This is a genomic window from Pedobacter changchengzhani (assembly GCF_004354365.1).
GTDB lineage: Bacteria > Bacteroidota > Bacteroidia > Sphingobacteriales > Sphingobacteriaceae > Pedobacter > Pedobacter changchengzhani.
In genome coordinates, this window is the sequence record NZ_SJCY01000001.1 from 347,358 (window position 1) to 366,592 (window position 19,235).

The window sequence follows — 19,235 nt, forward strand, 5'->3', positions numbered from 1 at the left end:
AAAGCTTTTTTTGATGTTGTGGGTGGTAAAAAGCTTTCTTGGGTTACAACATTTTTGCCGGTTTTTGCTTCCAATTCTTTCCGGGCATTTTTTGCTATAGAACCCCCTTTTTTACCTGCTTTTGCATTTTCGGTTAATCCTTTGGCCTGGTCTGCTTCGGCTATTTGTCTTGTAGAAATTTATGCCAAGGCTGTAAAAATCAATTCGGCCTCACTCATGTGGTCTCGTAGGTTTTGCGTTTTTAAACCTTTAAGCTCTTTATGTCATTTTATGGTTATTCCTGTCCATTCTTGGTGGATGATATTTGTTAAAAAACCAAACTCATCGGATTTCTCCACGCCACTTTCTTTCCAATAATCTGTTAATTTATTCCGGGTATCTTGGCCCGTCATTCGTTGCTGAATCCACTTTTCGCTTCTTCCAAGTTTTTGCCAATTTTCTCTTGCCCTATTTAAGCCCATTTCTGGGTCTTGAATTTCTTGCATCCTTTCGTAGCCAACCTTCGCTAACAATTGTTTAAAAGGCTCTGCTTTGGGCGAAGGAACAGATTGGATAAGTCTCAATAGTGTTTCTGTGTCCGCAATGTCTGTATCTCTCATCTTGCCATCTTCTGCTTTCATTTTCAACCGTACGATTTTATCGTACACTTCACTTCCTTCGTTTAAAAGCTTTTTTTTCAAGTCGCTCCAATATCTTTTTGGAATGGAGCTCCCAGTCAATATTTATATTATATCTATTACAGAGAAGTACCATATTTCCTTTTCCGCATTCCAATGAGATCGCACTTTTTTACTTTCGAATAATTTTACAGCGCTCATAAAGTTAGTTTTTTACTTGTTTTTGATTGTCCTTTTTCAATTATAAAAATAGTATTTCTTTATGGTGAAAACAATTTAAACGCTTGATAATAAATTTATTAAAGTGAAATTTGATTTTGTATTTCGATACGAAAATTGCCATTTGGCTAGAGTAAGCTTTTGGTTTTTTACTTTGCGTTTATTGTACAGACCGTTGTTATTAAACCCGATCGAAGCGGGATGCCGATTTTTCTTCGGCAGAAGCGGGAGCGGGACTGCAAACTGTTAATTGCACAGAACCGATGTTTTCCAAAATCAATAAAAAACATTTTTTTATCAACCACTATTAGTGATAGGTGAGGGAATTTATTAAAAGGGAAATGTTTTTGGAAAGACGATTTAACGGATGTTAAAGGCCGATTATAGATTTTGTAGTACTTGAATAAATGTTTCAAATATTGAAAAAAATATTTGAAACATTTATGCGGTATTTAATCTTCTACCATCTCGCTGTTGATGTTAACTTCTTCTTTAACATCATCTTTAAAGTAGTTTTTTTGGAAGATAATGATGAGTATAACGCCCACTGATATCGCTGCATCGGCAACGTTAAAAACCGGCCTAAAGAATTCAAATTGATCGCCTCCCCAAATTGGAATCCACGAAGGGAAATATCCTCTGGCAATTGGAAAGTAGAACATATCTACAACTCGGCCGTGAAACCAAGTTTCGTAATGGTAAATTTTTCCGTAAAAAACCGAATCGATTATATTGCCGAGTGCGCCAGAAAAAATTAGAGCTACATTTAGAATTAAACCACGGTGATATTTGTGCTTGATTAAATAGTGCAAACCGTAACCAATACCGGCAACAGCCACAATTCTAAATAAAGAAAGCGCGAGTTTTCCAAATTCACCGCCAAACTCCATACCGAAGGCCATACCGTTGTTTTCGGTAAAATGGATAATGAACCATTTGCCAATAACATTAAATTCTTGGCCGATGTACATGTTGGTTTTAACCCATGTTTTTAGTAACTGATCTGCGAGGAGCACTAAAAATATGATGATTAAAGGTTTTGTGTAGCCTTTCATTAACCCTGCTTTAACTTGGCTTCCATACTTAAAGTAGCGTGAGGAACTGCACGTAATCGTTCTTTTTGAATCAATTTACCAGTTTCGCGACAGATACCATAAGTTTTGTTTTCTATACGGCCCAATGCAGCTTCTAAATTATCGATAAATTTTTTCTGGCGCGCTGCTAATTGATTAATCTGCTCTTTTTCCATCGTTGCAGATCCATCTTCTAATGTTTTGTAGGCACCAGAAGTATCTTCGGTTCCATTTGCATTGGGGTTGCTTAACGAAGTTGTTAAAGCGTTTAATTCTTCTTTTGAACTGCGTAATTTATCTTGAATAAGTTCTTTAAATTCTTGTAATTCGCTATCAGAATAACGTGTTATGTTAGTGTTTTCCATTCTTTTTAGAGTTTAATTTTATTCGATCCTGTTATTTTTTAGTTATTGAAATGTCTAACTCAACATCATCAATGGTGATTTTGTTTGGATTACTTACCATTTCTACCAATTCTACATCGTCGGCTAGTATTTCTGCGCAAATATAAGCTTTGTTTTTAGCAACAGCATGTTGGATAATGTTATGTTTTTGTAAACGAACTGAAATTCTATCCGTTACTTCAAAATTTAATTCTTTACGGAGATTTTGTACACGGTTAACCAGTTCTCTAGAAAGTCCTTCCTGTTTTAAATCTTCGGATATGGTAATGTCTAATGCGACTGTTAAGTTGCCCAAATTAGTTACCTGCCATCCTGGAATGTCTTCTGCGAAGATTTCTACATCCGCAAGAAGTATCGAGTAGTTAGTATCTGGTATTAAGATAGAACCAGTTTTTTCAAATTGAACTAACTCTTCTTGAGAAATTTGATTAATCGCCTCGCTTACCATCTTCATGTCCTTACCAACCTTAGCACCTAAGGCTTTAAAGTTTGGTTTTACCTTTTTCTTTATTAAGCCCGAGGTATCGTTAATAAATTCTACCTCTTTAATGTTCGTTTCTGATAAAATCAGATCTTTTACCAGATTTACCTTCACTTGAAAATCATTATCTAAAACAGGGATCAAAATTTTGGCTAAAGGCTGACGAACGTTAATGCTTGATTTTTTACGCAACGATAAAACCATCGACGAAATATGTTGCGCGTAAAGCATTCTTTCGTTCAAATCATTATCAATTAAGCTTTGATCGGCATTATTCCACAATGTTAAGTGGATTGATTGTTCGGCCGTTGAATCGTTAACGGTTAAATTTCTGTACAACCAATCGGCAAAGAATGGCGCTACAGGACTCATCAGCTGTGCTAAAGTTTCTAAACAGGTGTAAAGCGTTTCATAAGCGGCGCGTTTATCATTTGTCATTTCGCCCTTCCAAAAACGGCGACGACTTAGTCTGATGTACCAGTTGCTTAAGTGTTCATCAACAAAGTTTTGAATGGCACGAGTTGCTTTAGTTGGTTCGTAAGTGTTGTAGCTATCATCAACTTCGTTAATTAAATTTTGTAAAAGCGATAAAATCCAACGATCTAGTTCCGACCGATCTTCAACTTTACTGAGGTTATTTTTATCAATTTGAAACTTATCAATATTTGCATATAAAGCAAAGAAAGCGTAAGTATTGTACAGCGTGCCAAAGAATTTACGGCGCACTTCCGCAATACCTTCAATATCAAATTTTAAATTATCCCAAGGGTTTGCATTCGAAATCATATACCAACGTGTGGCATCGGCTCCATACTCGTTAATAGTTTGGAACGGATCTGCTGCATTGCCCAAACGTTTAGACATTTTTAGCCCGTTTTTGTCTAACACCAAGCCGTTTGAAACTACATTTTTATAGGCAACTTTATCGAAAACTAGGGTAGAAATTGCATGCAAAGTATAAAACCAACCACGGGTTTGATCTACACCTTCGGCGATAAAATCTGCGGGAAAATCTTGGTTTTCGTCGATTGTTTCTTTGTTTTCGAATGGATAATGCCATTGCGCATAAGGCATTGCGCCAGAGTCAAACCAAACATCAATTAAATCGCTTTCGCGGATCATTGGTTTGCCAGCTGGAGAGACTAACACAATTTGATCAACAACGTTTTTGTGCAAATCAATTAAATCGTAATTCTCTTCACTCATGTTTCCAATTTCGAATCCTTTAAATGGATTTTCTTTTTGAAAGCCAGCGGCGATTGATTTTTCAATTGCGTTGTAAAGTTCTTCAACCGAGCCAATTAATATTTCTTCTTTTTTATCTTCAGTTCTCCAAATTGGCAACGGAATACCCCAATATCTCGAGCGTGATAAATTCCAATCGTTGGCATTTTTTAGCCAATTACCAAAACGACCTTCGCCGGTTGACTTTGGTTTCCAATTGATGGTTTCATTAAGATCGAACATTCTATCTTTAACATCCGTAACTTTAATAAACCAAGAATCTAAAGGGTAATATAAAAGTGGCTCGTCAGTTCTCCAGCTGTGTGGGTAACTGTGAACGTATTTTTCTACCTTGAAAGCTTTGTTTTCTTCTTTTAATAAGATGGCGATTTCTACATCAACCGATTTTTCGGGTGCTTCGCCGGCTTCGTAGTATTCATTTTTTACGTATTTGCCAGCAAACGGACCAACATGTTTGGTAAATCTACCTTGTAAATCAACAAGAGGGACCAAAACGTCGTCTTCGTCCATTACCAACATTGGTGGTATTTCTGGACTTGCTTCCTTGGCAACTTTAGCATCATCTGCACCAAAAGTAGGTGCAGTGTGTACAATACCAGTTCCATCTTCGGTGGTAACAAAATCTCCAGCAATTACGCGGAAAGCATTTTCTGGATTGTTAAACGGTAATGCGTAAGTTAAAAGTTGTTCGTATTTAATTCCAACTAGATCTACTCCTTTACATTCGGCAAGAATTTGGTACGGTATCTTTTTGTCTCCAGATTTGAAATTTTCGAAATCTTCAATATTTTCACTTTCGAAGAAAATTTTGCTGAATTGTTTTCCAACTAAGTTTTTAGCCAAAATTACGTTTGTTGGCAGGAAAGTATATTGGTTAAAAGTTTTGACTAAAACGTAATCGATTTTTGGTCCAACTGTTAAAGCTGTGTTCGATGGTAAAGTCCATGGTGTTGTGGTCCAAGCAAGGAAATAGAAATCCTCCCCCAACCCCTCCGAAGGAGGGGAGCTTAAACCAAAAGCATTTACTAAGCCATTTCCAGTTCCCCCTTTGGGGGTTAGGGGGACTTTAAACTGTGCAACAATTGTCGTATCCGTAACATCGCGATAAGCACCCGGTTGGTTCACTTCGTGAGAACTTAATCCAGTTCCCGCTTTTGGTGAATAAGGCTGAATGGTATAGCCTTTATAGATTAATCCTTTATCGTAAATTTGTTTCAAAAGCCACCAAACCGATTCCATGTATTTCGATTTGTAGGTAATATACGGATCATCCATATCTACCCAATAACCCATTTTCTCAGTTAAATCGTTCCACACATCAGTGTAGCGCATTACTGTTTTTTTACAGGCTTCGTTATAATCTTCAATAGAAATGATTTTGCCAATATCTTCCTTGGTTATGCCCAATTCTTTTTCGGTTCCAAGCTCAACAGGCAGGCCGTGGGTATCCCAACCGGCTTTTCTTTTTACTTGATAACCTTTGATTGTTTTGTAGCGGCAAAAAATATCTTTAATTGCACGAGCCATTACGTGGTGAATGCCCGGCATGCCATTTGCAGACGGCGGACCCTCGTAAAAAGTAAACGGATTAGATTTAGGGCGGGAAGAAATGCTTTTTTCAAAGATGTTTTCCTTTTTCCAAAAATCTAGTACTTCTTGTCCTATTTTGGCAAGATCTAATTGTTTAAATTCGTTATACATCAATCAAGTAACTCTAAAAAATAAAGGGTGCAAAGTTAAAAAAATTGAGGGGATTTAGGTAGTTTTGATGTAAATACTTTTGAGGTGAAATTATTTAATATCGGACTTTCGTTAATGATTATGGCGGTAATTGCGTTGCCAATTGTTACCGTTGTTAGTGCGCAACATAAAAACTTAGTTGTGTATGGATTTTATTTTTGTGGCTTACTCGAACTTATTGGACTAATCTTTGTTTTAGTTCACATTATATCAATAAAAAAAACTAATCCATGATCAAGCTCTTAAAATTACAAAAGGCCGTTTTCGTTATTGTTGCAGGCTTACTTTCGTTTATTGCGTATAAAATTCTGCATGCCAATAAGGTTCCTTTTGCTATTCACTTTCAAACATTGGCTGGCGTTTTGGTAATTATTGGAGCACTTTGGCTTATTTATCCAATCCTTTTTGCAAAAAAAGACAGCGACGGCAACGCAGAAATAAAAACTGACCCAACGGTAGAAGTGCCTGTTGATGAAGTAGAAGAAAAGCCAAGGACTGAATAAATAGTTGGTTTTTTTGTGAACAAAGTATATTGTTTAGGTCTTTTTTATGAGCTTCTTTTTTCAAAAAAATTTCAATCATTTCCATTTTTAGCATCCTATCGGGCGATAAATTATCCAAATCCACACAGTATATTTCTTGCAAAAATCTTTTAAATGTCAACTCTTTCGAATTTTGAATTAGCTATAATCTAAATTGGTAAATTTGTAAGGCAAACTTATAAGTTTTACTTACTATATGAATTTGGACAAGAGTTTTTTGCTGGCTTCTGCATTGAGGCCTATACTTGCGAGATTGAATAGAAAAATGCGGAAGCTTTCGCCATCCAATACGCCGCTGTCGCAAACGGAAAGATCAATATTGGTTTTATTAGAACAGCACGATCAACTACTTTCGGCAGAACTTGCCGTTTTAGAGAAAATCACACCTCAATCCGTTGGTCCGTTGTTGAATCATTTGGCTGAGTTGGATTTAATTGAAAAACGTCCATCCACAACCGATAAAAGGAAAATTAACATTTCGCTTTCTGTTAAAGGACAAGATTTTTTGCAACAAGTTAGGCAAGAGCGGGATGAGTGGTTGGGTAAAGCCATTGCCGAACTTTGTACGCCACAAGAGCAACTCATTTTACAACAAGCAATAACTCCATTAACTAAACTGATTGATTTTTAATCAGTTCATTTTATTATGAATATTAGTACATTTAGCGCCTTTAAAAGCAGAAATTATCGTTTATATTTTGGCGGTCAATCCATATCGTTAATAGGCACGTGGATGCAAAAAACCGCCGTAAGTTGGGTAGTATATTCTATTACCCACTCTAATTTTATGCTTGGCCTCACGCTGTTTGCAAGCCTTTTTCCATCGTTCATTTTTTCATTTATTGGGGGTGTTGCTTCCGATAGGTACAATAGATATAAATTGTTGTTGATTACACAAATTGCTTCTATGGTGCAAGCCGTTTTATTAACTTTACTGGTTTTCACAAAAAATTATTTGGTTTGGGAAATTATTGCGCTAAGTGCATTATTGGGGTTAATAAATGCATTTGATGTTCCTGCAAGGCAATCGTTAGTGTACGAAATGGTAGAAGATAAAGCCGATTTGCCAAATGCCCTGGCCTTAAATTCATCTATGGTAAACTTATCGAGATTAATTGGTCCGGGTTTAGCGGGTTTAGCTTTAGAAAAATTTGGAGATGATATTTGTTTCGGGTTAAATGCCATAAGTTTTATAGCTGTAATTGGCTCTTTAATGATGATGAAATTACCCAAATACATCGCTAAACCGCGCACTAAAAATGTAATTGGCGAGTTGAAAGAAGGTTTTGCATACATCCGTGCAACGCCATCTATTTCATATATTTTAATTATGCTGGCGCTGATTAGTTTAATAGCTTTGCCTTTCGGCACTTTAATTCCGTTTTATGCAAAAGATATTTTTCACGGTACAGCATCAACATTTGGGGTAATAGATAGTGTTATTGGTTTAGGTGCTTTTTCGGGGGCGATATTTTTAGCATCGTTAAAGCCAGGGAAGAATTTGAGAAAAATATTAGCGATAAATACTTTAATTTTTGGAGCTGGGTTAGCGCTTTTTTCGCATACTACCTACTATCTTTTAGCCTTATTTTTCGCTGTTTTAGCGGGCTTCGGCATGATGTCGCAAATTACAATTAGCAACACATTAATTCAAACCACAGTTGATCCGGCTATGCGGGGCAGAGTAATTAGCTTTTATGCCATGGCTTTTTTTGGTATGCAACCTTTAGGCGGGTTATTGGTTGGTAGCGTTTCGCAATTAATTGGCACACAAGATACCGTACTTATTCAAGGTTTAATTACGATATTGATTGGGATTTTAATTTACAGAAGATTGCGCAAAAATGAGATTAAAAATAAGCAACTTCAATATCTTTCAAACGCAGTGGTTTTAAATAAATAATTAACTCAAGCAGTCTTTTTGGATCCTTTTCCATTCCTAATTAATACCTTTGTTGCCAATATGCAGGGCTTAGTAATTAAATCTACCGGAAGTTGGTATAGTGTTTTGGCCGATGATGCCAAGCGTTACGATTGCCGGATTGTGGGTAAATTTAGGATGAAGGGGATTCAAACCACTAATCCAATTGCTGTGGGCGACCGTGTAAAATTCGATCTCGAAAGGGACGGAATTACTGGAATGATTAACGAACTTTTCCCTCGAAAAAACTACATTATCCGTAAATCTATCAACCTAAGTAAGCAGGCGCAAATATTGGCTGCTAATTTAGATATGGCTATTTTGCTGGTTACATTGGCTTCTCCCCGAACGTCGTTGGGTTTTATAGATCGCTTTTTGGTTACCGCCGAAGCATACGATGTGCCTGCAGTTTTGGTGTTTAACAAACTCGATTTATTTAGCAAAGAAGGACTAGAAATTCTGCAAGATTTTAAAGAAATTTACCAAACTATAGGCTATCCTTGCTACGAGGTTTCTGCGCTAAAAGGAATAAATATTCCAATTATCCAAGATTTAATTAAAGATAAAATCACTTTAATTTCCGGTCATTCGGGTGTAGGAAAATCGAGTTTAATTAATGCCATTCTGCCCGACCGTGAGTTAAGAACAGGCGAAGTTTCTGACTGGAGCGATAAAGGACAACATACTACAACTTTTGCCGAAATGTACGAGTTGCCACAGGGCGGATTTATTGTAGATACACCTGGAATTAGAGAATTAGGCGTTATAGATATTGAAAAAGAAGAACTCAGCCACTTTTTTCCAGAGATTTTTAAAACATCTCATAACTGTCGGTTTAACAATTGCAGGCACATTAACGAGCCGGGTTGTGCGGTATTAGAAGCTGTTAATAATGACCAGATTGCAGTGTCGAGATACGAGAGTTATTTAAGTATTTATCATAATAACGATACGAGACATTAGTTTAGTTATGAGTTATGAGTTATGAGTTATGAGTTGTGAGTTGGGATTTGCTTTAACTGTTTCTAGCGCAGGTTTATCGCTTGCGCCAAATTATTTGCATCGTCATGCTCAGCGTGACTTGGCATCTTAATGTTTTAGTAGAAACTAATTTCGTTTTCTTTCTGTCGCATGACGCTTGCACCAGATTAAGAATCCGAACATTTAACTGATAACCCACAACCCATAACCCTTACTTTCCTCTTAAAAAATCACTAAAATAACTACACTCATTTACAGCAATTTTATAAAATGGAGTTTTAGAATAATTTGCTTTCATTTCTTTAAAGTACGAATTCTTGTAATTTAACGCTAAAAACTTATTGCTTTCATTTTGATAATCGCCATTATACCAATTTATTTTTCCGTAGTTGTCGTTTATTATTTTTTTCTGCTCGCATTTTGCCAACATAAAAGTGCATTTTGCTTTTAAATTGGGATCTTTTGTAAGGGATCTCGCTTTTTTATACCATTCCGTTGCTTTAAGTGCTAGTTTATAGTCGCCATCGTAGCTAAATGTAGGTTTTTCAAAACTTGCGTAAGAACTCCATTCGTAACTGATTAAAAACCAGAAATTACCATAATAACCCGATTGATAAACTGCGTTTGCCATTTTGTAATAATAAATCGGCGCATTTGCTTTGTCTGAAAGTGTAAGTCTTTCTAAACGGAGCATTTCTTGCGCAAAGGTTTTCTTGGTTGAGCCGGGTGCAGTTTTACCGTATTTTTTCGGGTAATCCTTTATGCGCTCGATAAATGGATTGGCAAATGTTTTTTGGTTTTCTTTTGCGCTGTACCAATTACTCGGCGTAAAGTATTTATAGTTGGGTGCAATTTTATTAAAACTCGTTAAAGCTTTTGCATAATCGTGTGTACGCAAATACGTAGTGCCCATAAGTTCGTTAAAATCATCACTACTCAATTTATTTAAACCATCGGCAATCAAGCCATCTAAACCATCATTTTTCGGATTGGATTTTAGTGCGACTAATCCTAACATTGTGTTAGCGCTTAATCTATTCTGCCAAAAGAACGTGGTTTTTACATCCATGTTTTTTGAGAAACTATGGTTGGTAATCGTTCTGTACTTTAAATCGCCTTTTAGCATGGCTGCTGCGGCTTTTGCGGTATCCCCAATTTTTAAATATGCAGGTGCTAATATTTGCTGATAGAAATTTCTAGTTGTTGTGGTAAAACGATTTTCGCCACTCGCCCAGCCAGTGTCGTAATAATCATTTTTTGGTTGCGCTTTATTTTCGGCATATCGTTTTTCATCCAACCATTTTAACGCTGTTACAAGATCCGAAGCGTTAAAATTGCTGCCTTGCTTAATGTTTCCGGCAGAAATTAATAATTGAACAATGCGGCTTTGGTCTTTCAGTTTTGCAGGAAGTTTATCAATTTCTTTCAACTGCGATAAATATTTTAAACCTTCTTCGGGTTTGTTCTCCATCCATGATAAATATGCGGCGGAAATAGTTCCTAATTCCCATTGAGGATATTTCTGCTCCGTTGCCAGTTTTACAGCAAATTCTTTAATGTTTTTTAAGTGCATTAAGTTGGCATTTTCTACACTATCTTTATTTGTAGTTTGATCATCATAGCGATTAAAATAACTGTTCGGATTGGCATAAATTGGATCTTCTTTAATTAGATTTTGTTCTAATTTATTTATCTCTCTAACTAAAAGCGCACCGTTTAACAAGCTAGAAGGTGCAAATTCGTAAACCTTTTGCAAACTTTGAATATTTGGTGCTGGATTGCCAAAACCGCTAATTGCCCAAATATTGGCTTTCTCTAAATCGTTTTTCGCATATTTTAGTACAGCATTAATATTCGCACTGGTGTAGAAATAATTTTTATAAGCTTGTATTCTCCTTTCAGGATTACTTTCGAAAACTTTAGAAAATAAGTATGCAGATCGTTCTGGATTTCCTGCATAACGTACGGCGCCTGCATAAACAGCTAATGCCCATCCTTTTACAGCACTTTCTAAAGTACTCTTCGCAATCCACTTTTCGTAAACTATTTTGCTTTCTTCAAAGTTTCCAGCGTAATGATATAAACGCTCAGCTTGGTATTGATAACGTAATTTCAAGAATTCATCGTTCTCTGAAGAAGCGAGATTAATCGACTCTTTTGCTCTTTTTATCATCAGCGTGCTATCTCTTTCAATTGGATCCCAACTATCAGCCGACCGTGCAGTTAAAGGCTCGCATTTTTTTGCAAAGTTGTAGTATTTTAAGGCATTTGGGTTTTTAGTTAATGAAATGAGAAAAGAATTCATTTTCAAATTTTCTGGTACGGTACTCAAAGTCTTAAAATTTGTAAGCTTTAAACTCGTTTTTTTATCTAAACCATACATCACTTTAAAAACATCTTTAGTTTTAACATTCAGGTATTTTGCCCACTCTGCACTGTTAATTTGGGGTTCACTTTTAACCTCTTCATCATGGTATAAATAAACCATTTCGTTAAATGCAAACGGCGAATATTCATCACCCTGTGTATTATTATGAAAATATGAAACATAATAATCGTAAGGATCTTGCTCAGGTCCGCAGGCAATATTTACCGCTATTTCGCCTAAAAAGGCGATAAAAAAACTAACGGAAAATATTAGCGATTTCTTTAAGTTGATGCGTTTCATAGTTTTTTAATAAATTGTAATCTAAGTGATAATATATTAAGCTAATCGGTTTTTGTGATAAAAATGTTGTTAAATATGTTGCAGTTTCCCTGAGGGCATTAATTTTGCTTTCCTCGTACCTAACCTCGTCATTTTTAATTAATCCGTATGCAGGTAAATTTGTGTTTGCTGTATATAATCCATCCGTTTTACGCGTAAAAAGTTCAGGATTTTTCAAATCAGCGAGATTCAGTCTTTTCGAAATCCCTGCGTATTGTTGGTTTCTAAAAACTACGCACCAAGAGAATAAAGGTAATGCAATATCGATGTTCATAGGATAAAAAGCTAAATTTTCCCCTGCGTATTTTTTAAGTTCTTCTACATCTAAAATAGAATTCTGAGTGCCGTATTTGCGTAAATTACCCATGTTGTAGCACATTAACAGTACTTTATCGCAAGGCGGAATACCACTTTTTTCTTGATTTTTTAACTGATGTAATCTCAATGTTGAGGATAGGATTTTACTTTTATCGTGCTGTTTTAAAAGCTTTAAAAGTGTAAAATATTCCGTTTTGGTAGTTGCAGTCCAGTCGCAATCTATTTGCAATTCTTTATAACTTTTCGCGCCAGCTTGTAAAACCTTTGCTTGTACAAATGCCAATATATTTATCGCCAGTTGCGCTAATTGTCTTTCATCTTGGTTCTTTAATGCATTATTAACTATAAAAACAACTGGTACAATTTCTAAATTTTTCGGAACAGAATCAACAAATTTAATAGGCGCAATTGGAATAAGTTTTTGATCTAAATTTAAATCTACATCCATTATTCTGATGTACAATTTTTTGCTGTTTAAGGTATTTAAAATATTGTTTTCAACTTTTTGTTGTTTATAAACCGTTTTCCAAAAATAGAAACTCGTGTTTACCTCACGTTTTTGTTTGCAGGCAGTAATTAAAAAAATAAAAAGTACTAAAAGCTTAAATTTCATCTGTGGGTTTTGCGCAATAAAATTAATATAAAGTTTTCATATCAAAATCCTAATAAATAGGTATTTTACAACACAATTATGAGAGCGGTAATACAAAGGGTTACACAGGCAATGTGTAAGGTTGATGATTTAATTAAAGGCGAAATTAACCAAGGTTTTTTAGTTCTTTTAGGTATTGAGGATGCCGATGAACTGGAAGATTTAGAATGGCTTGCACAAAAAATTGCTAACATGAGGGTTTTCGGTGATGAAAGTGGATTAATGAATAAATCATTGGCAGATGTTGATGGGAATATTTTATTAATCAGTCAATTTACGCTTTTTGCCAGTACAAAAAAGGGCAATAGACCAGGATTTACAAATGCTGCTAGACCAGAAAAAGCAATCCCCTTGTACGAAAAAATGATAAAAAAGTTATCAGCTTTGCTGAATAAAGAAATACAGTGTGGGGTTTTTGGCGCCGATATGAAAATTAGTTTGGTTAACGATGGTCCGGTTACGATATTGATTGATACCAAAACTAAAGAATAACAATTAGGTTTATTATACAATATATTTAGAAAAATGCTTTTTATGAATTCATATTACTACAGTTTCTTTAAAAAATCATTGTTGCTTCTTTTCTTATTAGGTTTTGTTTTTTCGGGTTGCAAAAGAGTTGTAAAAAGCGATGACGATGAAGGTGGTGCCATAGCCGATGTGGAGTCTGTCTCTAAGGCAGATTACGAAAAGGTAACAAAGTTAAAGCTTCCGTTAAAAACGGTTTCAATAGACAATACTTACAGCCTCAACATACCGGCAAACAGTAACTTTGAAGTAACAAAATACGATCCAAAGGATGAATTTGCGGGCATGATTGGCAATATAGATTTAGCTACTTTAAAAACTAGTTTTTATGATGTTGCTTTAAGTAATTTTTTTACCAGTAAAGAAAAATTGTATTCGGAAGATGTGTTTATTATCCCTCATGATGATGCTAATTTTTTGACAATAGATAAGATAAAAAAGGATGGAGAACAAATTGAAAATGTGTATTATGAAGATGAGAATAGTATAGTTTTCGATCAAAGTGATAGTTTTTCTGCCTATACCATACATTATGATGAGTTAAAGAAATGCTATATTATTTACAAAGCAGAAATGAGCTGGGCGAAAAAATTTCCTAAAAAGGAAAAGATAGATCTTTTTATGCATTTTGTTAAACATGGCAAAAGCTTAACGGCTAAAACTTTTCCAATGATAAAATTTTCGTCGTGGAATGAATATGTACAAAACATGCCAACTTTAGAGATTGATTATGTAAATGCAGTCTTTGGCAAATTAGAAAAAGAACTGAAGTTTTTTTTAGAGGTTGATGAAAGTGTATCGCCAAGAACAGAAGGTAATTATACTTTTGTTGAACTTTTTAATACATCAACAGAAGAAGCCCTTTATTTCTACAAGAACATAGATATAATTAAAGCTGGTAAGGTTAATGATGCAGATTATGTTTCTGGAAAGCAAATTTTAAGTTTAAATAGTCGAGATAAATACAACTTACGAGAAGATTCTGGCAGTTACATTGTGAATCAGCGCTATACAACTGAAGAAGGGAAGGAAAAGGTAATTAATTTGACAGTTTTTCATCCAATCGATTATAAGAACAAAACTTACATGCTTAAAACTGACACTGATTTAGGTGAATCTGACGTTGATTTTTTTGTTAAAATGTTCGGCTATTTTGCTAAAAACTATACTTTAAAAATCTAATTTAACTTACAATCTTTTAACTATGCGTATTTTAAGAAACATCCTGTTTTTAAGTTTTTCAATTATAATGTTGTCATCATGCAATCCAATTGGCGAAAAATTGGCTGAAATTTCGTTAGAAGGTGATGGAATAGCTACCGTAGATAATATAAATTTAAAGAAAGGTGATGTGATTAGCATTTGGACAAAAGTTATCGAAAAGGATGATTCTTACACATCTAAATCTGGCATCAGGTACAACATAGAATGCAATGGTAAATCAATATTGTTTGATAGCTTAAATGTTAATATTACCGAGCATGTTATTAATTCGAAGAAATTAGACGACTCATATATTCAAAGCAGTTCTGAAAAAGATAGTACGGTTTATTACACGATGCATCAATACGAAACAGAAAGTAAAAAATTTACAGCTCCGATTGATGGAAAGTATAGTTTTGATTTTAAGCCAAAACGTAACCAAGGCAGTAGTTTTCAAGACACAAAACTGGCTGTAATTTTGCGAAAGCCATAAAAACTACTGAAATTTTTCTATGTATGCCTCAAACTTATCAGGATTATGCTCTTCGAAGTAAGCCGTGTAAAAGCATTTGTGTAAAATATAATCAACTATATAGTAGAGTATAAAAGTAGCCAACGTGCCCAACCAAAGGAAAGAAAATACTTTATCCTTAAAAAATGGCCATAATCCATTTCCAAAATCAAAGAAATCTTTTATATCCGAGAAATAAAGAATAATTACCGCTAAAAATGGAATTACTTTAGTGCTCCATTTAAATCGGGCAAGCACAATAATAGATACTCCAAAAACTAGAAGTTTATAAAGCGGTTCAAATGTTCTGTAATCTGCAGGTTTTGAGAAGTAATTATATAGGTAATATAAAGTTAGCAACGAGCAATAAATGATTAAATGTATATTTCTGTTCGGCTTCAATTTGTCTTTATACTCCGTGATAGAAACTGGACTTTTCTTGTAATAAAGTAGTGTGAAAAAAGCACCTAAATTTAGTAGGGGAAGGAGTGATAAGGTATTTACGACACCAAAATAACGCTTTAAACTAAAGTTTCTGAATTGGATTAAGCTTCCAAAAAATCTTCCACAAATAAAAAGTACAATTAAATTACCTAGCATATATAGAATGTCGTGCGTGTTTATGGTTGAAAAAGCCATCGTAAAAACCGATTTACTCATATCTACAATCGATAGAAATAGAATTGGATAGCTAATTAGAAAGCCCCATTTGAATAAATCGGAAGAAATTGGCTGTTCATCTAATGGATTTATGGTTTGATTTGCACTGTAAATCCGATTCGATAAATAAAAAAATCCAGTCAAAACTGCGATCATTTTTAACGAAATCAAGATGAATATCAAACAAACAAAAGCATCTTTTACATATAAAGAACTTGTGGTTAAACTACCAATGAAACTGTATAAAGAATCAGGATCAGAAGAGATGGTAAAGCTTAATATCAGCGTAACTACGAATTGTATTAAAATTCCTTTTATTTTTGATACGTTACTTGGTTTAGTTTCGTTTTTAAAATAAAAAACACAGAAAGCCAACAGCGGTAAAACAAATGACACGATGTTAATACTTTGATAAATGAGTGCACTTCGATCAAAATCTAAGTGATAATCGAGGTAACTCGACCAATCTTTTTTAAAAATGTAATATGGAAGAAATAACAACTGAATAATAAAACCTTGAGCTGTTTTCTTGTTTTTGTAAAAATACCAAGCAAAAATTAGACTCTGTAAAAACCAGTTCTGTAACTTCCATAGGTAATCGTATGTTGTATTATCTGGCCCATAACTATTCATAAAATAACAACTTATTTGTAGAAAAGCTATAATTACGCCCAAAATCCAAATAGACTCAACTGCTTTTTTTTGGTTATTGGTAAAAAGTAAATTCATATTTTTAAGAATAGATTTATAAAATGTAGTTGCTATTTCAGCCTAAAATATGAAATTTAAACAAATTTAAATAAAGAAAAACGATGACAATTACCGAAGCGCAAGAAAATGTAGATAAATGGATTAAAACTACAGGTATCCGTTACTTTAATGAGCTAACCAATACCGCCATTTTAATGGAAGAAGTTGGTGAGGTTGCAAGAATTATGTCGCGTACTTACGGAGAGCAATCTTTTAAAAAGAGTGATGAAGAAGTAAATTTGGCTGATGAAATGGCTGATGTTTTATTTGTGTTGATTTGTTTAGCCAATCAAACCGGAATAGATTTGAATGATGCGCTGATTAAAAACTTGGAAAAGAAAACAATCAGAGATGCGGATAGGCATAAAAATAACGAGAAGATTAACCCCCAACCCCCCTAGCCCCTGCCGGACAGGCAGGGGCTAGGGGGTTACAAACTCCATCAAAGTACGGTATGCAACAAATTTGTTTTCAAATTTTTGATTAAGTTTCGCTTGCAAGTCTGGGGCGTAAACTTCTTGATATTTGTCGTAATCTTCTTGGCTTTCTGCTACGTATTGAGCACAATACGTAACGCCTTCATTTGGCGAATCCAAAACTTTTAAAAGTCGGTTGGAAACGAAAAGTCCCGTAGCCAACACTTCTGGAATATGAATTTCTTGCATCCACTGCAACCATTCTTTAGCTATGGCATCCTCCAAAATTAGGGTAACATTGTATAATAACATGGCTCAAATGTAGTGAAAAAGCAGTTAAGATTAAAAATGAGTATGATGAGTTAGTCTTCAATTTTTCCAATACTTATTTAAATTCCATCACCTCTTAAATTTCTAAATCTTTTTCTGGCTTCAGCGCTAAACATACTTCCGGGGTAGTCGGCTACTAACTTCTGAAAATAGATTTTTGCTTGATCAGGATCACTCATCTTTTTTTCATACAAATCGGCTAGTGTAAATAAAGCATCGTCTGTCCAGATGCCATCTGTATAATCTTCGGTAACTTTTTTAAGGATAATGCAAGCTTGTTGGTATTCGTTTGCTTTAATTAAAATTTTCGCTTTGGTCATCAAAATCGCATCGCTTAAACTATTTTTAGGATAGGCAATTGCAATACTATCTAACTTTTGCAATGCCTGTTGGGGTACATTTCTAAACAAGAGCATTTCTGCATCTGCATACATTTTTAGCGCGCTACTATCGGTTGGGGTTTGGGTATTATCGCTAATTAAAAGACTTAAGTTCAAAGCATCGTTGGCAATAAGTTGCGAAGTGGCGGTTTTTAAAACTGAACATTGTGCATTTGCATATTCAAAATTACCTTGGTAAAAAGAAAGCTGTGCGCTTTTGTAACGGGCTTCATTTCCAATTGGCTGGCCTTCATAAAGTTTGCTCACTTGCTCGTACAATAAAAAAGCTTCCCAAGGTTGTTGCGTTAAAATATAAACATCGCCCAAATCTAATTTTAACTGTCCAATATCCATCGCCGAAAGGCCTAAAAAACTAACAGCTTCTGCCAATGCTTTTTCGGCTTCCGTAGGTTTATTCAAATAATAAGCATCTAAATTGGCTAATTTTTTTACTGCGAATAAAGTATTTTTATTCTTACCATATTCATTTATTAAAAGTTTATAATCTTCAGCTAAAAGTGCTAAATCTGCAATATTGTATTTGCCAGCAGTTTGTAAATTATACTTTGTATTTAGCAATTCTATTTTTGACGATAAAAAATACGGCTCATCTTTCCCTTTGGCAATTAGATATTCGTAAGCTTTAATTCCGGTATCAAACGCGCCATTATATACAAATGTATAGGCTGCGCTAAAAATGTTGGCTCCGTTTCCTTTTGTTCGTTTATCAAAAGCAACCAACTGCCGTAAAGCCATGTCGAACTCTTGTTGCTGAATGTAATTCCACGTTAATAACTCAATGTAAACCTCGGCATCAGGCTCTTTCTGCATTTTTCGCAAAATAGCCACTTTAAAATTTTGATAATCATTTTTATCATCGAAAACACTAGCTAAGCTATTTTCTGCCCGCATGAGCATTTCTGGCATGGTACTTAAAACATCTAAATACTCTTGCATCAGCATATTTTTATCTTTTTTGTATCGATAAATGTTAATCAAATCGAACACAAAAAGTTGATTGTTGTTAAGCAATTTTCTGCCTTGCTTTAAGGTTTGAATGGCGAAATCATAATTCTCAAAACGGTAAAAATTATTGGCAAGCTCTCTGATCTTAAATTCATCGGCAGGTAATTTATCAATGGTGTTGAGAAAGATTTTATTGGCGCTTTGTATATCTCCTTTTTCTTGGTATAATTTCCCTAAAGCAATAGGAAACTCATCGTTTTGGGGAAATAACTTAATTTGTTTTTTGATGAGTTTTTCGGCGACATCGTATTTTTTTAATTTTAGTAAAGAGCTGAAATATAAATCGAAATAAACATCATTCTGAGGATCATTGACTAATTTCTCTAATAAAACTATTGTTTTTTCATACGCTCCTTGTTGGTAATATTGCACGGCAAGCGCACCATCGTCCGTAACAGATTGTGAGCCTATTTTAACCTGCCTTGCAGATAAGAAACCTGTAGAAAGGGCAAATAAAATAAAGAGGATGTATTTCATTGAACAAATGATAAAGTTTTAAATATAATAAAAAAGAGATTAGTTTAAGTCACT

The 19,235-nt window shown here is 34.7% G+C and carries 18 protein-coding genes; 9 read left to right on the plus strand and 9 right to left on the minus strand.

Annotated features, from left to right (window positions below; translation table 11 throughout):
* Positions 1–263: 263 nt before the first annotated feature.
* The 4 genes from EZJ43_RS17305 to ileS form a co-directional block, all read right to left on the minus strand.
* Positions 264–680 carry a BRO-N domain-containing protein gene (locus EZJ43_RS17305; RefSeq protein WP_207924546.1) on the minus strand — a complete coding sequence of 139 codons (417 nt, stop codon included), beginning with the start codon at positions 678–680 and terminating at the stop codon, positions 264–266.
* Between the two features lie 608 nt (positions 681–1,288).
* A complete protein-coding gene (locus tag EZJ43_RS01530; protein WP_133260888.1) occupies positions 1,289–1,891 on the minus strand; it encodes a lipoprotein signal peptidase in 603 nt (200 codons plus the stop codon).
* The gene (locus EZJ43_RS01535; protein ID WP_133260889.1) at positions 1,891–2,274 is read right to left on the minus strand and encodes a TraR/DksA family transcriptional regulator; all 384 of its coding nucleotides are present in this window, start codon (positions 2,272–2,274) and stop codon (positions 1,891–1,893) included. The genes EZJ43_RS01530 and EZJ43_RS01535 overlap by 1 nt, the downstream gene beginning before the upstream one ends.
* A 31-nt stretch (positions 2,275–2,305) precedes the next feature.
* Positions 2,306–5,740: an isoleucine--tRNA ligase gene (ileS, locus tag EZJ43_RS01540; protein ID WP_133260890.1), complete on the minus strand. Its 3,435-nt coding sequence runs from the start codon at positions 5,738–5,740 to the stop codon at positions 2,306–2,308.
* Positions 5,741–5,824: 84 nt separating this feature from the next.
* Between ileS and EZJ43_RS17015 the strand changes: the two genes are divergently transcribed.
* From EZJ43_RS17015 to rsgA, 5 genes are all read left to right on the plus strand, one after another.
* The gene (locus EZJ43_RS17015) at positions 5,825–6,013 is read left to right on the plus strand and encodes a hypothetical protein (RefSeq protein ID WP_165953066.1); all 189 of its coding nucleotides are present in this window, start codon (positions 5,825–5,827) and stop codon (positions 6,011–6,013) included.
* Positions 6,010–6,282 carry an isoleucyl-tRNA synthetase gene (locus EZJ43_RS01545; protein WP_133260891.1) on the plus strand — a complete coding sequence of 91 codons (273 nt, stop codon included), beginning with the start codon at positions 6,010–6,012 and terminating at the stop codon, positions 6,280–6,282. The genes EZJ43_RS17015 and EZJ43_RS01545 overlap by 4 nt, the downstream gene beginning before the upstream one ends.
* A 235-nt stretch (positions 6,283–6,517) precedes the next feature.
* Entirely contained in the window at positions 6,518–6,952 is a 435-nt protein-coding gene (locus tag EZJ43_RS01550) for a MarR family winged helix-turn-helix transcriptional regulator (RefSeq protein ID WP_133260892.1), read from the plus strand.
* A 15-nt stretch (positions 6,953–6,967) separates the two neighbouring features.
* Positions 6,968–8,224, plus strand: coding sequence for an MFS transporter (locus EZJ43_RS01555; protein WP_133260893.1), 1,257 nt, complete (start codon positions 6,968–6,970; stop codon positions 8,222–8,224).
* A gap of 60 nt (positions 8,225–8,284) precedes the next feature.
* Positions 8,285–9,205: a ribosome small subunit-dependent GTPase A gene (rsgA, locus tag EZJ43_RS01560; protein WP_133261142.1), complete on the plus strand. Its 921-nt coding sequence runs from the start codon at positions 8,285–8,287 to the stop codon at positions 9,203–9,205.
* Between the two features lie 229 nt (positions 9,206–9,434).
* Here rsgA and EZJ43_RS01565 read toward each other — a convergent pair whose 3' ends face one another.
* Positions 9,435–11,891 (minus strand): hypothetical protein, encoded by a 2,457-nt coding sequence (locus tag EZJ43_RS01565; RefSeq protein ID WP_133260894.1) that lies wholly within the window; start codon positions 11,889–11,891, stop codon positions 9,435–9,437.
* On the minus strand, positions 11,848–12,861 hold the full coding sequence (locus tag EZJ43_RS01570) for a hypothetical protein (RefSeq protein ID WP_133260895.1): 1,014 nt from the start codon (positions 12,859–12,861) through the stop codon (positions 11,848–11,850). Before EZJ43_RS01570 ends, EZJ43_RS01565 begins: the two co-directional genes overlap by 44 nt.
* Before the next feature lie 78 nt (positions 12,862–12,939).
* Here EZJ43_RS01570 and dtd point away from each other — a divergent pair, with 78 nt between their 5' ends.
* From dtd to EZJ43_RS01585, 3 genes are read left to right on the plus strand one after another with little or no spacing between them, the layout of a single operon-like run.
* A complete protein-coding gene (gene dtd, locus EZJ43_RS01575) occupies positions 12,940–13,392 on the plus strand; it encodes a D-aminoacyl-tRNA deacylase (RefSeq protein ID WP_133260896.1) in 453 nt (150 codons plus the stop codon).
* A 42-nt stretch (positions 13,393–13,434) separates the two neighbouring features.
* Positions 13,435–14,610, plus strand: coding sequence for a hypothetical protein (locus tag EZJ43_RS01580; RefSeq protein WP_133260898.1), 1,176 nt, complete (start codon positions 13,435–13,437; stop codon positions 14,608–14,610).
* A 22-nt stretch (positions 14,611–14,632) separates the two neighbouring features.
* Complete coding sequence (locus EZJ43_RS01585) at positions 14,633–15,124, plus strand: hypothetical protein (RefSeq protein WP_133260899.1); 492 nt, start codon at positions 14,633–14,635, stop codon at positions 15,122–15,124.
* Positions 15,125–15,127: 3 nt separating this feature from the next.
* Here EZJ43_RS01585 and EZJ43_RS01590 read toward each other — a convergent pair whose 3' ends face one another.
* Positions 15,128–16,531 (minus strand): hypothetical protein, encoded by a 1,404-nt coding sequence (locus EZJ43_RS01590; protein ID WP_133260900.1) that lies wholly within the window; start codon positions 16,529–16,531, stop codon positions 15,128–15,130.
* Between the two features lie 83 nt (positions 16,532–16,614).
* Here EZJ43_RS01590 and EZJ43_RS01595 point away from each other — a divergent pair, with 83 nt between their 5' ends.
* On the plus strand, positions 16,615–16,953 hold the full coding sequence (locus tag EZJ43_RS01595; protein ID WP_133260902.1) for a nucleotide pyrophosphohydrolase: 339 nt from the start codon (positions 16,615–16,617) through the stop codon (positions 16,951–16,953).
* Positions 16,954–16,974: 21 nt separating this feature from the next.
* On the opposite strand, the gene EZJ43_RS01600 is transcribed toward EZJ43_RS01595, so the two are convergent.
* Complete coding sequence (locus EZJ43_RS01600) at positions 16,975–17,280, minus strand: DUF4286 family protein (protein ID WP_133260903.1); 306 nt, start codon at positions 17,278–17,280, stop codon at positions 16,975–16,977.
* Between the two features lie 77 nt (positions 17,281–17,357).
* Positions 17,358–19,181, minus strand: a complete 1,824-nt coding sequence (locus EZJ43_RS01605) for a tetratricopeptide repeat protein (protein ID WP_133260905.1) — start codon at positions 19,179–19,181, stop codon at positions 17,358–17,360.
* Positions 19,182–19,235 lie beyond the last annotated feature (54 nt).

Excerpts from the sequence above, each read along its gene's own strand:
- EZJ43_RS01530 (WP_133260888.1), bottom strand. The coding sequence starts at position 1,891 with ATGAAAGGCTACACAAAACCTTTAATCATCATATTTTTAGTGCTCCTC.
- EZJ43_RS01535 (WP_133260889.1), bottom strand. The coding sequence starts at position 2,274 with ATGGAAAACACTAACATAACACGTTATTCTGATAGCGAATTACAAGAA.
- ileS (WP_133260890.1), bottom strand. The coding sequence starts at position 5,740 with ATGTATAACGAATTTAAACAATTAGATCTTGCCAAAATAGGACAAGAA.
- EZJ43_RS01545 (WP_133260891.1), top strand. The coding sequence starts at position 6,010 with ATGATCAAGCTCTTAAAATTACAAAAGGCCGTTTTCGTTATTGTTGCA.
- EZJ43_RS01550 (WP_133260892.1), top strand. The coding sequence starts at position 6,518 with ATGAATTTGGACAAGAGTTTTTTGCTGGCTTCTGCATTGAGGCCTATA.
- EZJ43_RS01555 (WP_133260893.1), top strand. The coding sequence starts at position 6,968 with ATGAATATTAGTACATTTAGCGCCTTTAAAAGCAGAAATTATCGTTTA.
- rsgA (WP_133261142.1), top strand. The coding sequence starts at position 8,285 with ATGCAGGGCTTAGTAATTAAATCTACCGGAAGTTGGTATAGTGTTTTG.
- EZJ43_RS01565 (WP_133260894.1), bottom strand. The coding sequence starts at position 11,891 with ATGAAACGCATCAACTTAAAGAAATCGCTAATATTTTCCGTTAGTTTT.
- EZJ43_RS01570 (WP_133260895.1), bottom strand. The coding sequence starts at position 12,861 with ATGAAATTTAAGCTTTTAGTACTTTTTATTTTTTTAATTACTGCCTGC.
- dtd (WP_133260896.1), top strand. The coding sequence starts at position 12,940 with ATGAGAGCGGTAATACAAAGGGTTACACAGGCAATGTGTAAGGTTGAT.
- EZJ43_RS01580 (WP_133260898.1), top strand. The coding sequence starts at position 13,435 with ATGAATTCATATTACTACAGTTTCTTTAAAAAATCATTGTTGCTTCTT.
- EZJ43_RS01585 (WP_133260899.1), top strand. The coding sequence starts at position 14,633 with ATGCGTATTTTAAGAAACATCCTGTTTTTAAGTTTTTCAATTATAATG.
- EZJ43_RS01590 (WP_133260900.1), bottom strand. The coding sequence starts at position 16,531 with ATGAATTTACTTTTTACCAATAACCAAAAAAAAGCAGTTGAGTCTATT.
- EZJ43_RS01595 (WP_133260902.1), top strand. The coding sequence starts at position 16,615 with ATGACAATTACCGAAGCGCAAGAAAATGTAGATAAATGGATTAAAACT.
- EZJ43_RS01600 (WP_133260903.1), bottom strand. The coding sequence starts at position 17,280 with ATGTTATTATACAATGTTACCCTAATTTTGGAGGATGCCATAGCTAAA.
- EZJ43_RS01605 (WP_133260905.1), bottom strand. The coding sequence starts at position 19,181 with ATGAAATACATCCTCTTTATTTTATTTGCCCTTTCTACAGGTTTCTTA.